General features: G+C 44.4%; 10 protein-coding genes. 8 read left to right on the top strand and 2 right to left on the bottom strand.

Annotated elements, in window-relative coordinates; genetic code table 11:
* Nucleotides 1-5: 5 nt before the first annotated feature.
* The 3 genes from odhB (at nt 6) to sucD (ending at nt 3,455) form a co-directional block, all read left to right on the top strand.
* Complete coding sequence (gene odhB / locus J4N37_RS04005; protein WP_252041701.1) at nt 6-1,214, top strand: 2-oxoglutarate dehydrogenase complex dihydrolipoyllysine-residue succinyltransferase; 1,209 nt, start codon at nt 6-8, stop codon at nt 1,212-1,214.
* A 202-nt stretch (nt 1,215-1,416) separates the two neighbouring features.
* Entirely contained in the window at nt 1,417-2,583 is a 1,167-nt protein-coding gene (sucC, locus tag J4N37_RS04010; RefSeq protein ID WP_005426700.1) for an ADP-forming succinate--CoA ligase subunit beta, read from the top strand.
* A complete protein-coding gene (sucD, locus tag J4N37_RS04015) occupies nt 2,583-3,455 on the top strand; it encodes a succinate--CoA ligase subunit alpha (protein ID WP_005436989.1) in 873 nt (290 codons plus the stop codon). Before sucC ends, sucD begins: the two co-directional genes overlap by 1 nt.
* Nucleotides 3,456-3,566: 111 nt before the next feature.
* Here sucD and znuB read toward each other — a convergent pair whose 3' ends face one another.
* Together znuB and znuC are read right to left on the bottom strand one after the other, a co-directional pair.
* Nucleotides 3,567-4,352 (bottom strand): zinc ABC transporter permease subunit ZnuB, encoded by a 786-nt coding sequence (gene znuB / locus J4N37_RS04020; protein ID WP_010446842.1) that lies wholly within the window; start codon nt 4,350-4,352, stop codon nt 3,567-3,569.
* Complete coding sequence (gene znuC / locus J4N37_RS04025) at nt 4,345-5,133, bottom strand: zinc ABC transporter ATP-binding protein ZnuC (RefSeq protein ID WP_045392953.1); 789 nt, start codon at nt 5,131-5,133, stop codon at nt 4,345-4,347. The genes znuB and znuC overlap by 8 nt, the downstream gene beginning before the upstream one ends.
* Before the next feature lie 78 nt (nt 5,134-5,211).
* Between znuC and znuA the strand changes: the two genes are divergently transcribed.
* The 5 genes from znuA to J4N37_RS04050 all read left to right on the top strand — a co-directional run bounded on the left by znuA (nt 5,212) and on the right by J4N37_RS04050 (nt 13,228).
* On the top strand, nt 5,212-6,090 hold the full coding sequence (gene znuA / locus J4N37_RS04030; RefSeq protein WP_045392950.1) for a zinc ABC transporter substrate-binding protein ZnuA: 879 nt from the start codon (nt 5,212-5,214) through the stop codon (nt 6,088-6,090).
* Between the two features lie 208 nt (nt 6,091-6,298).
* The gene (locus J4N37_RS04035) at nt 6,299-9,694 is read left to right on the top strand and encodes an AraC family transcriptional regulator (protein ID WP_045392946.1); all 3,396 of its coding nucleotides are present in this window, start codon (nt 6,299-6,301) and stop codon (nt 9,692-9,694) included.
* An 803-nt stretch (nt 9,695-10,497) separates the two neighbouring features.
* Nucleotides 10,498-10,725 carry a FeoA family protein gene (locus J4N37_RS04040; protein WP_010446851.1) on the top strand — a complete coding sequence of 76 codons (228 nt, stop codon included), beginning with the start codon at nt 10,498-10,500 and terminating at the stop codon, nt 10,723-10,725.
* A complete protein-coding gene (gene feoB, locus J4N37_RS04045; RefSeq protein ID WP_088881180.1) occupies nt 10,725-13,001 on the top strand; it encodes a Fe(2+) transporter permease subunit FeoB in 2,277 nt (758 codons plus the stop codon). Before J4N37_RS04040 ends, feoB begins: the two co-directional genes overlap by 1 nt.
* On the top strand, nt 12,998-13,228 hold the full coding sequence (locus J4N37_RS04050; RefSeq protein WP_010446855.1) for a FeoC-like transcriptional regulator: 231 nt from the start codon (nt 12,998-13,000) through the stop codon (nt 13,226-13,228). The genes feoB and J4N37_RS04050 overlap by 4 nt, the downstream gene beginning before the upstream one ends.
* Nucleotides 13,229-13,273 lie beyond the last annotated feature (45 nt).

A 13,273-nucleotide genomic window follows, 5' to 3' on the forward strand; every position in this document is an offset into this window, starting at 1 on the left:
CAGATATGACAATTGAAATTCTGGTTCCAGATTTACCTGAATCAGTTGCTGACGCAACCGTAGCGACATGGCACAAACAACCAGGCGACGCAGTAGAGCGTGATGAAGTTCTGGTTGACATCGAAACCGATAAAGTTGTGCTTGAAGTACCTGCTCCGGAAGCGGGCGTATTAGAAGCCATTATTGAAGAAGAAGGTGCAACAGTACTTTCTAAGCAGTTGATCGCCAAGCTTAAGCCAGGTGCAGTAGCAGGCGAACCAACAACAGATTCAACAGAAGACAAAGAAGCGTCTCCTGATAAGCGTCATAAAGCAACGCTAACAGAAGAGAGCAACGATGCGCTAAGCCCAGCAGTTCGTCGTCTTCTTGCTGAACACGGTCTTGAAGCTAGCCAAGTGAAAGGCTCTGGTGTTGGCGGCCGTATTACTCGCGAAGACATTGAAGCACACCTTGCAAACGCAAAAGCGGCACCGAAAGCAGAAGCTCCAGCAGCCGTTGAAGCGCCTGCAGTAGCTCGTAGCCAAAAACGTGTACCAATGACGCGTCTGCGCAAGACAGTAGCAAACCGTCTTCTAGAAGCGAAGAACAACACGGCAATGCTAACCACGTTTAACGAAGTGAACATGAAGCCAATCATGGACCTTCGTAAGCAATACAAAGACCAGTTCGAAGAGCGTCACGGCACTCGTCTTGGCTTCATGTCTTTCTACGTGAAAGCAGTAACTGAAGCACTAAAACGTTACCCAGAAGTGAATGCCTCTATCGATGGTGATGATATCGTTTACCACAACTACTTCGACATCAGCATGGCGGTTTCTACGCCACGTGGTCTAGTGACTCCAGTTCTAAAAGACTGTGACACACTAGGTTTTGCTGACATCGAGAAAGGCATCAAAGAGCTAGCAATCAAAGGCCGTGACGGCAAGCTAACGGTTGATGAGTTGATGGGCGGTAACTTCACTATCACCAACGGTGGTGTATTTGGTTCATTGATGTCTACGCCAATCATCAACCCACCACAATCGGCAATCTTGGGCATGCACAAAATCCAAGAGCGTCCAATGGCGGTTGACGGCAAAGTAGAAATCTTGCCAATGATGTACCTAGCACTATCTTACGATCACCGTTTGATTGATGGTCGTGAATCTGTGGGTTTCCTAGTAACGATTAAAGAGCTACTAGAAGATCCAGCACGTCTGTTATTAGACGTTTAATATCGCTAAAACGTCGAGTTGTCCTTGATAGCTCGACGTCCACGATATCCAAGGCTAGACTGGCTCAGCGTCTGGCCTTCACTTGAACTGCGCCCGATAAATACATAAGCAGTTGATTTGAGAAGACCCTACAGACGCACCGCATGAAGTGGTGTTATGGAAATAATAAATCCCTTGAGGGATAAACAAACGGAATATCAAAATGAATTTGCATGAATACCAAGCCAAACAGCTGTTTGCAGAATTCGGTTTGCCTGTACCGGAAGGCTACGCATGTGATACGCCACAAGAAGCTTTCGAAGCAGCGGGTCGCATCACTACTGAAAAGAAAGTTGTAAAATGTCAGGTTCACGCTGGTGGCCGCGGTAAAGCGGGCGGTGTTGAGCTACACGATACAAAAGATGGCGTAAAAGAATTCGCACAAAAATGGCTAGGTAAGAACTTGGTGACTTACCAAACAGACGCAAATGGTCAGCCTGTTACTAAAATCCTTGTAGAAGAAGCGTCTAACATCGCTAACGAACTTTACCTTGGTGCGGTTGTAGACCGTGCGACTCGTAAGATCGTTTTCATGGCTTCGACTGAAGGTGGTGTGGAAATCGAAAAAGTTGCGGAAGAAACGCCGGAGCTAATCCACAAAGCGGCAATCGATCCACTAGTGGGCCCTCAGGCTTACCAAGGTCGCGAGCTAGCGTTCAAACTTGGTCTTGAAGGTGACCAAATCAAACAATTCGTTAAGATCTTCATGGGTCTTGGCACTATGTTCTCTCAGTACGACCTAGCGCTACTAGAGATCAACCCACTGGTTATTACTGGCGAAGGCAACCTGCTGTGTCTTGACGGTAAGATCAACATCGACTCAAACGCACTATACCGTCAGCCTAAGCTTCGTGAAATGCACGATCCTTCACAAGAAGACGAGCGTGAAGCGCACGCAGCTCAGTGGGAACTGAACTACGTAGCACTAGATGGCAACGTTGGCTGTATGGTTAACGGTGCGGGTCTAGCGATGGGTACAATGGACATCGTAAACCTACACGGTGGTAAGCCAGCTAACTTCCTAGACGTAGGTGGCGGCGCGACAAAAGAGCGTGTAGCAGAAGCATTCAAGATCATCCTATCTGATGACAACGTGAAAGCCGTCCTAGTAAACATCTTCGGCGGTATCGTACGTTGTGACATGATCGCAGAAGGCATTATCGGTGCAGTGAAAGAAGTTGGTGTAACAGTACCTGTTGTTGTTCGTCTAGAAGGTACTAACGCAGACCTAGGTCGCGAAGTTCTTGCTAATTCTGATGTTGATATCATTGCTGCTGAGTCGCTAACAGATGCTGCTCAGAAAGTTGTTGCTGCTGCGGAGGCTAAATAATGTCTGTACTAATTAACAAAGACACTAAAGTAATCTGTCAGGGCTTCACTGGTGGTCAAGGTACTTTCCACTCAGAGCAGGCAATTGCTTACGGTACACAAATGGTTGGTGGTGTATCTCCAGGTAAAGGTGGTCAAACTCACCTTGGTCTTCCTGTATTCAACACGGTACGTGAAGCAGTAGAAGTGACTGGCGCAACAGCAACAGTTATCTACGTTCCAGCACCATTCTGTAAAGATGCAATCCTAGAAGCGATCGACGCAGGTATCGAGCTTATCGTAACGATCACTGAAGGCATCCCAACGACAGATATGATCGACGTAAAAGTGAAGCTAGAAGAAACTGGCGTTCGCATGATCGGTCCTAACTGTCCGGGTGTTATCACGCCTGATGAGTGTAAGATCGGCATCATGCCTGGTCACATCCACAAGAAAGGTAAAGTGGGTATCGTTTCTCGCTCAGGTACACTAACGTACGAAGCGGTTAAGCAAACGACTGACGAAGGCTTTGGCCAGTCAACGTGTGTTGGTATCGGTGGCGACCCAATCCCAGGTTCAAACTTCATTGACATCCTGAAGCTTTTCCAAGAAGACCCTGAAACAGAAGCAATCGTAATGATTGGCGAAATTGGTGGTACTGCGGAAGAGGAAGCTGCGGCTTACATCAAAGAAAACGTAACGAAGCCAGTGGTTTCTTACATTGCGGGTGTTACTGCTCCTCCTGGTAAGCGTATGGGTCACGCAGGTGCTATCATCTCTGGTGGTAAAGGTACTGCAGAAGACAAATTCGCAGCACTAGAAGCGGCTGGCGTTAAGACTGTGAAATCTCTAGCTGAGATTGGTAAAGGTCTACGCGAAGTGACAGGTTGGTAATCAACCAAACCACGTTATAAGTATTAAAAAGCCTGCGATTTCGCAGGCTTTTCTTTTTCTGGTCCATCTTGATTTGCGTCTCAAGTATGGTTTTTCTAACACTCAGTGCGATTATGCTTTGCGCCTAATCAGTTGGCTAAGCATAAACAGGGTCGTCGCGCTAATCACAACGGAAGGGCCAGCTGGAGTATCGAAATGCCAAGACAGGCTCAGACCCATCAGCACAGCGATCGAACCGATAATCGAAGCAAACAGTGCCATTTGTTCTGGCGAAGAAGAAACTTTACGCGCAGTTGCGGCTGGGATGATCAATAGCGACGTCATGATCAATGCACCAACAAATTTCATTCCGACTGCAATCACCACACCTACCATAAGCATCAGTACTAGACGCACTAAATCGGTGTTCACTCCTTCAACAGCAGCAAGCTCTTCGCTCACAGTGCTGGATAGCAATGGGCGCCAAAACAGATACAAACAAGCGCTGACTGCGACAACACCAGCATAGATGAACATCAGATCTTGAGGTGATACCGCCAATAGGTCACCAAACAAGTAGCTCATTAGGTCGACACGAACGTTGTCTAAGAAACTCACCGATACTAAACCGATAGATAGAGCACTGTGCGCTAAGATGCCCAGCAAAGTATCTGTTGCGACAAGCTGTTGCTTTTGAAGTGTCACTAGCAGTACTGCTAAAGCGAGACAGCAAACAAGCAGTGCAAGGTATAGATTTATATCTAGTAGGAAGCCAAGTGCCAACCCCATCAAAGATGCATGTGCAAGCGTATCACCGAAGTAAGCCATTTTGCGCCATACCACGAATGAGCCAAGTGGGCCTGCGATGATTGCGATACCAATACCGGCCAGAATTGAAGGCAATAAAAACTCAATCATGATGATGGTGTCCGTGAGAATGGTTTGAACAAGATGTCGCGTCACCAGTCACTGGTGCTCCAGCCAAGTCGTGATGATGGTGTTCATGGTCGTGATGGTAAAATGCTAAAGACTCACGAGCGGCGTTACCAAATAACGCAATATAAGAAGGGTGTTGAGTAATGGTGGCTGGTGAACCTGAACAGCACACATGGTGATGTAAGCAAATTACATCATCAGTTTTTGCCATGACTAAATGCAGGTCGTGCGAAACCATAAATACACCACAATCAAAGCGATGGCGAATGCTCTCTATCAGATCATATAAGTCGATTTGACCTTGTACGTCGACACCTTGAGCCGGCTCATCCAGCACTAATAACTCTGGGCGCTGTAGGAGCGCACGGGCAAGCAGTACACGTTGATTCTCACCACCAGAAAGACGGTGCATGTTGCTTGCGATGAGGTGTTCAGCACCGACAAGCTTTAATGCATCGAGGCATTCTTGCTTACTGTATTTTCCTGCTAAGTTTAAGAAGCGGATGACAGTCAGTGGTAACGAGTCATTGAGTTTCAGCTTTTGAGGTACGTAGCCAATTTTCAGTTTACGTTGTCTAATTAGCTTGCCACTAGTTGGCTTTTGGAGACCTAAAATGACTTTAACTAACGTCGATTTCCCCGCTCCATTGGGACCAATTAGGGTGGTGATCTTGCCCTTTTCTAATTCCATAGTGATATTATCGAGAACTCTGCGTTCGTCAAATTCGACGCATAACTGCTCAAGACGGACTAGTGAAGACATGAATGAAACTCATTTGCAATTCAATAATGTTATAATGTAACATTATCTCACTTTCCACGCCATACCCCAAGAAAAACTATGAAAAGAGCCATCATTCTTGCCGTTTCTACATTATTGACAGTGCCTGTTCATGCAGTAACGGTGTTAACCAGTATTAAGCCAATTCAAATGATCACAACCGAGCTGACGGAAGGCGTTACATCGCCAGATGTTTTGCTGCAATCAAATGCGTCACCTCATGACTATGCGCTTCGTCCATCAGATGTGAAGAAAGTAGCTTCCGCCGACCTTGTCATTTGGTACGGCCATGATCTCGAACCTTTCCTAGAGAAAGTGGTGACGGATAAAGGTAACACGCTAACTGTTAGCGAAATTCCGGGCCTGTCGTTACGTGCATTTAGTGGTGAGCATGATCACCATGATGGTCACGATCACGGCACACACGATCCACATTTCTGGTTGGGTGTTGAAACCGTAAAACAAGTTGCCAACGCTATCGCTCACAAACTTGCAGAAATCGATCCTACGAATGCAGACACTTACGCAGCAAACTTGAAGAAGTTTGAAGCGGAGTTAAAAGCTACGGATGCGGAGATTAAGCAACAACTGACACCAGTGCAAGACAAAGGTTATTTTGTTTTCCACGATGCTTACGGCTATTTTGAATCACGTTACAACCTAAATCAACTCGGGCACTTTACGGTTTCTCCAGATCGTAAACCGGGAGCAAAAACATTGATTCATATTCGTAAAACGTTGGGTACAGGTGATGTTGCTTGTGTGTTCTCAGAACCACAATTCACCCCTGCTGTGGTTGAAAGTGTGATGCGTGGCAGCGATGTTAATGCTGGCGTTCTTGACCCATTGGGTAGCAGTGTTGATGTTAAATCAGGCAGTTACTTTGTATTCTTGAAAGGAATTTCAAACAGTTTTGCTCAATGTTTGAGCGAAAAGTAACAATTGTGTTGTACTTGTCGGCATTGAATCTGTTTTTAACGTGATCCAGCAGTAAGATTTGACAGCAATCGTGAGTCGAAACTTTTATCGCACGGGAATTGATATATTATTAGCATAATTAGCGCTTCGAAATAACGATACTTTAAGCCTGACCATGGATTGTTGAAAGGCATATGAAGCGCAATATTATGTTATTAAGGGTTTCGACTTGCTCCGTACTATCACCCAGCTATGGTTGGGTATTTTGCTTTCCTTTCCAGTACTTGCGCTTGATAGTGCCAGTGCAATCTTCTACCCATTACCGACTCAGATAAAGGGTACGTTCATTGCTGCCCAACACCTTTTCTCTGGAGAGCAGGGCGGCTTGTGGATTCATGACGTGCATGGCCGAGTGCTTTTTTATGATGGCAGTAACCTTCAGCCCAAGTCAGGTAGTTTGCTAGATTTTTCTGTAGATCAAGTTGCTTATATTGATGGAGCGTTTTGGACTTTTTTCAATAACGAAGTCTATAGAACTAAGCCAAATCAAGAACGAAAGCTAATCTTTAGTTTGAATCCAGGTGCACAAATTAGAAAAATTGGTGCATCAGGTGACTATATCTGGGTTAGTGATGGCTCGCAGTTTTACACTTACCATGTTGCTCAAAATAAGCTCGAGGCGTACTCATTGCTTCAGTTGTATCAACATAGCAACAACAGTCATGTTTACATCAATGACGCTATTTTCGTAAAAACGCGCTGGGTATTAGCAACGAACTCAGGGGCGTACTTATCTGAAGGCAAGCGATTTAATCATGTTGTCTCTTCTAAAAAGCACTTCATTGAAAAAGTTTATTATTCAGCCTCAAGGCGTGAGATCGTCATTGGTTCCCTAAAAGGGGCGTTAGTGTTCAGTCTAGAAAATGCAGAACAACCTATTGTAAGAATTGGCGATTCGCATGTATTGGCAATAGCAGAAACGAATCAAGAGTATTGGATAGGTACAGAGCATGGGCTCTTCGTTCATTCGTTCTTATCCGGTGAGACTTCTAAGGTAACCGCTGCCAGTTTCCAAGAGCTCGATTTGAGTCAAAGTAAAATCTACTCATTGCTTAATGACAACATGGGCGGTATGTGGGTTGCGACAAATCGTGGTATTCGATATTACTCGATGTTTAGCAAAAAATTTGAGCGAATGACTTTCGATGGTGGACATCGAATTGCAGATCTCAACAAAATTACGCAAACCTACACAGGGCCAAAGGATCAGCTGTGGTTATCAAGTGGTCGGAATGTGTATCTGCGCAGTAATGATCGTACCAAACTCATCATTCAAGCTCAAAATGAGATCACACAGTTTGCTATAAGAGAGAAGCAGATTTGGATTGCTACCAATGATGGCCTTCAAGTTTATGACTTATCTACACAACAATGGGTTGAGCTTCCATATCTGAGGGCATTAGCGGGAGCGCCAATAGAGCACATTATTAATACAGATGAAGGAAAAATATGGCTTGCTCGTGGAAAAAGCCTTTTCTACATCGACCCTATTAAGCAGTTGCTACGTAACTTAGGCGGTGATTGGCTCGTTGCAAAATATCTTCCTGCGAAAATAACCCGATTATTTGCTTCTAGCTCTGAACTGATTATTGGTACTGACCATGGTTATTATCAGTATGATGGCGAAAAAATACGATTTAATCACTTTTCGGCAAGTTATGGAGAGGTGCTAGATATTGTCGAATCAACCGATGGGGCATATTGGTTTGCTTCGGCGTATGGCGTATTCAAAACTCAGCTACGTAGTAATGAACAAGTATCCATGGCGTTGCGGATTGATAATGCTCGTCCGGCCTGCATGTTGGCTGACTCTGAAGGTGTCTGGCTTTCATCATCCGTAGGTTTAAGTTATTACCGGTTATCTGGTGAATTAGTCAAACACTACTCTTCAGCTTCAGGGTTGATCAACAATGAATTTACCTCAGGGGTTTGTAATCAGATTTCTCATCCTGAGAGTAACCATAAAACATTAGTGTTTGGCTCAAAATACGGTCTGGTTAAGGCTGACTCCACAACCCTGCTTGTGTCTAAATCTCCTGAATCCAAAGTCATTATTAGCCGGGTGTCCTCGGAAAGTGGCGTGATTCAAGTTGGCGGTGGGGAGCTTAATGACACTTACATTCCGTATGGGTCTTCGGTGAGCTTTTTATTCGGTGTGATGCCAAAACCGAATACCCAAGTACTTCACTTTAGACTCAATACCTATGATGAGTGGCAAGTGCTAGAAGGCAGACAATTGAACTTAGAGCATCTGAGTTCTGGTCACTACACACTTCAAGTTAGCAGCGGTGAGCAAGTTATACGCGGTCAGGTGGGGGCTGAGTTTCAATTTACGGTATTAGAACCTTGGTATCGTACGTCATTTGCTATTTTTAGTTTTGTAATGACGCTGCTGTTCGTGTTTGGCGCTGTAGGTTACTGGCGGTCACGTTATGTCCTTCAACATAATAAAGAGTTGGCGGCGCAGGTAACATTAAAAACTAACCAGCTTCGTCATCAAAGTCGGGTATTACTTTCTAGTAATCAGCAACTACGTAAGCAAATTCAAGTGAGAAACCTGCTTGTTGATCACGTTGCAAGTTCCATAAAAACAAGTATCGACGTCTTTGCTAAGTTTGTTCCTGATGATTGCGATGAATCGACGCAAGATCATTTGAAGAAAGCATATTGGCAGCTTAATGAATTAAAAGTAGTACCGGTAGAGAACACTGGGAGTGCTCAGAGTTACGATTTGAATCAAATTACCAGTTCAGTGATTGACGTGTGGCGAGAAGACTTTAAAAAAGCAGGCTTAGAACTAGAATTTCAGGATGTTGAAAGCCACAGCAGAGTTGTACTGGAAAGCTTTAATCTTGATGTGATCTTTAATACAGTTTTCGCCAATATTATTAAACGTTCTTATCGAGGTCAGTCCGTTAGGGTTTCAATCGGGGAAGATGAGCAGCATATCACTTTAACCATGTTGGATTTTGGTAATCAACTCCCTTCTAAACTGACGTTTGGTAAGCCAATATCAATGAACCAAGTGGATCTGAGTATTGAGCAGTTATCAACGTTGGTTGAAGCTAGTGGAGGGAAGTTATCGATTATAAGCTCTGATACGCAGAATAAGTTCGACATTACGTGGCCGAAAGTTCATTTCACGGATGAACAACTCGAGCATGTAATGATGAATAGCTTCGATGACGTGTTAGAGCCGACTAGGCAAGAGCCAGTTAAGATGTCACCAGAACAAGAGTGGCTCAACAAAGTTTATCAGCTAGTGAGTGACAATTTCTCCGACGCTGAGTTTGGTACTGCCTCAGCTGCAAAATTGTTGTTTATGTCAGAAAGAAGCTTACAACGACGTTTTAAATCAGCGTCATCTCGTACTTTTAAAGATTATCTTACCGAAGTTCGCTTAGAAACAGCATGCGAGCAGCTCCTAGCTGGCGAGAAAATTAGCGAGGTCGCGTTTAATTGTGGCTTTAATGACCCTTCTTATTTTAGTCAGAAGTTTAGACTGCATTTTGGACTGCCACCGTCCAAGTTCGCAACGACTCAAGAGAGCCAAACAAGCCTATAGCTCTTAATTCGATATGACTTAGCCCAGCCTTAGCGCTGGGCTTTTTTACGCTTGCCGTGCGAGCTGCTGATAGAACAAAGCAAACTAAATGTTGGTTTGTTGGATATCCGCTTTAATTTCTACGAGATACGAGATACGAGATACGAGATACGAGATACGAGATACGAGATGTCGCCTAAAAACTAGACACAGGGCTTTAGTTAACTAGTTCAAAATCAATGGGGTGGTATGTAAGAGCGATAGGTAATAAGGGTAACAACGACTATTGACTAGTAGTAGAGATTTAAGAGGTTAGTGGAGGTTACTTAAGAAACAATAAAGAAAGAGAAGAAAAAAATATCGTGGTATAGCCGGGGGGACTATACCACGGGTGTCAATGACACCTTCGCTTGCTGCCGGAGTGACATGTTGCCATGCCACCTCTGGAATTCTTTTGAGTGGCTGTTGCCTCTCGATGGGTTAACTATACGAGACCTTACTTATTTTTCTTATAAAAATAACGACACCTTTATGTGAGAAATGCGACAAGTTGAATTTTATACCGTAAGGCATTGATAAATAGGGTTTAATTTATTTTTGGGTTTCTTTTGTTATCGGTTTGTTATTGTTTTCTGTGGGCTCATTTATTGATTTTGACGAAAATGACGGAGTTTTAATTAACGAACTTGACGACTAATAAACAGGGTAGATTCGTGGAATCTTTGATTTCACACAATGAATAGGAGGGTATTGGGGAGTAGAATCGCCCCATTGAATACTCTTAATAATAATATTTATCATTAGCAATACTCTTAAGGGCCATTATGAAGCTATCAGAGATCAAACCCGGAGAAACGGTAACTATTCGATTACTTGAAGGTCTATCCTCAGATGTTCGAAAAAAGCTCATGGTAATGGGGCTACTTCCTAACACTCTAGTAAAAGTAATTCGACGCGCACCTATGGGCGACCCTCTGCAAGTTGAAGTTCGTGGTGTTTCTGTTGCATTGCGAGAAGCGATTGCGCAAAACATTGAAGTGGAGCGAGCATAATGCAATATCAAATTCTTACTGTAGGTAACCCAAACAGCGGTAAAACAACACTTTTTAATGGCCTGACAGGTGCTAAACAGCAGGTTGGTAACTGGGCTGGTGTAACTGTTGAGAAGAAAACAGGTCAGTTTAAACATGCAGGTGATGATTTTGCACTGACTGACCTGCCTGGTATTTACTCACTCGATAGTGGTAACGACAGCAACAGCATTGATGAGTCGATCGCATCCCGTGCGGTTTTAACTCACCCAGCAGATTTGATCATCAACGTAGTAGATGCAACCAGTCTTGAACGTAGCCTATATATGACACTTCAACTACGTGAACTTGGCCGTCCAATGATTGTTGTCTTGAACAAGATGGATGCGCTTAAGCGCGAACGCCAAATCATCAATGTAGCTGAACTGGAAAAGACACTGGGTTGCCCAGTAGTAAGTCTATCTGCGACAAACAAAGCACAAGTTGCCGAGTTTAAAGAGAAGCTACACAAATCTGTGGTTCAAGGTGTTGCACTAAAAGAAATGTCTTTGAACTACGGCGAGCAAATGGAAGCGGCGATCAATAACGTTTCGGCTCTTTTTAATGATCAAACCGTTTCTAACCGTGCTCTAGCGATTCGTGCATTAGAAAAAGATGCACTTGTTCTTAACAGTATGTCAGATGCTGACCGCAATAGCGTTGAAAACACTATTACTGAGCTTGAACTGGATGTTGACCTGCATGTTGCCGACACTAAATATACGCACCTTCACGAAGAGTGTAAGAAAGTACGCCGTAGCGAAGGTAAGCTAAGTCGTAGTGTGACTGAAAAGCTCGACCAGTTCATCCTCAACAAGTGGGTGGGCATTCCATTCTTCTTCGTTGTGATGTACCTAATGTTCATGTTCTCTATCAACATTGGTAGTGCGTTCATCGACTTCTTCGATATCGGTGTTGGTGCGTTGCTAGTTGATGGCGGTCACCACTTATTGGATGGTCATTTGCCAGTTTGGCTGGTAACTGTTCTTGCTGATGGTATCGGTGGTGGTATCCAAACAGTCGCGACTTTCATTCCAGTTATCGCGTGTTTGTACCTTTTCCTAGCTGTGCTTGAAAGCTCAGGCTACATGGCTCGTGCAGCATTCGTACTAGATAAAGTGATGCAGAAGATCGGCCTACCGGGCAAAGCATTTGTTCCGCTTGTTCTTGGTTTTGGCTGTAACGTACCGTCAATCATGGCAACTCGTACTTTAGACCAAGAGCGTGAACGTAAACTGGCTGCATCAATGGCGCCATTCATGTCATGTGGTGCTCGTTTGCCTGTATACGCGCTATTTGCTGCTGCGTTCTTCCCTGGCTCAGGTCAGAACATTGTATTTGCACTTTACCTACTTGGTATTGTGGCTGCGATTTTCACTGGTCTTTTCCTTAAGCACACGCTTTACCCAGGTAGCAGTGACACGTTGGTTATGGAAATGCCAGATTACGAGCTTCCAACACTACAAAACGTTGTGATCAAAACGTGGCAAAAACTGAAGCGCTTTGTATTGGGTGCGGGCAAAACCATCGTAATCGTTGTGGCAATCCTAAGTTTCTTTAACTCACTAGGTACAGATGGCAGTTTTGGTAACGAAGACAGTGAAAATTCTGTACTTTCTAAAGCAGCACAAGTCGTGACACCAGTGTTTGCACCAATCGGCGTTCAAGAAGATAACTGGCCAGCAACTGTTGGTATTATTACGGGGATCTTCGCTAAAGAAGCTGTGGTAGGTACGCTTAACAGCCTGTACACCACACCAAGTGATGGCGAAGAAGCGGAATTTGACCTAATGGGCAGCCTAGAAGAAGCGGTAATGAGTATCCCTGATAACCTTGCTGGTTTGAGCTACTCAGATCCACTGGGCATTGAAGTCGGTGACCTTACTGATTCAAGTGCAGTAGCAGAAGAGCAAGAAGTAGATGCATCTATCTTTGGTAACATCAAAGCTCAATTTGCTTCTGGTAACGCAGCGTTTGCTTACCTAATCTTTATTCTTCTTTACACGCCATGTGTAGCAGCGATGGGTGCATACGTACGTGAGTTCGGCCATAACTTCGCGCGTTTTATTGCGGTGTGGACAATGGGCTTGGCATATCTATGTGCGACGTTCTACAACCAGTTGACACACTTTGCAGATAGCCCTATTACTAGCGGTATTTGGATGGCAGTGATTGTGGCAATCTTCTTTGGTACATACCGCGTGTTCAAGCGAGTAGGTAAGAAGCACCAAGGTGCACTAGAGGTGCAAGTAGCATGATTTTAAAAGAGCTTTATCAATACATTGCAGACAAAGGAACCGTCTCCCAGTCAGATCTGGCTAAGCAGTTTGGGATGAGTGAAGACGGAGCCGACGCGATGTTAAGCGTGTGGATCAAGAAGGGTAAAGTTAACCGCTTAGTCGACACCAATAAAGCTCATGACGTGACTCGAGTGCGCTACTCTGTAACTAAGCAAGATGGGTTATCTTTAACAGTAACCATGTAGCAGCAAGAAGTCTCAAGTAAGAACGACAAAGCCGCATCAGCAATG

The sequence above is a fragment of the Vibrio sp. SCSIO 43153 genome, from assembly GCF_023716625.1.
GTDB classification, from domain to species: Bacteria; Pseudomonadota; Gammaproteobacteria; order Enterobacterales; family Vibrionaceae; genus Vibrio; species Vibrio rotiferianus.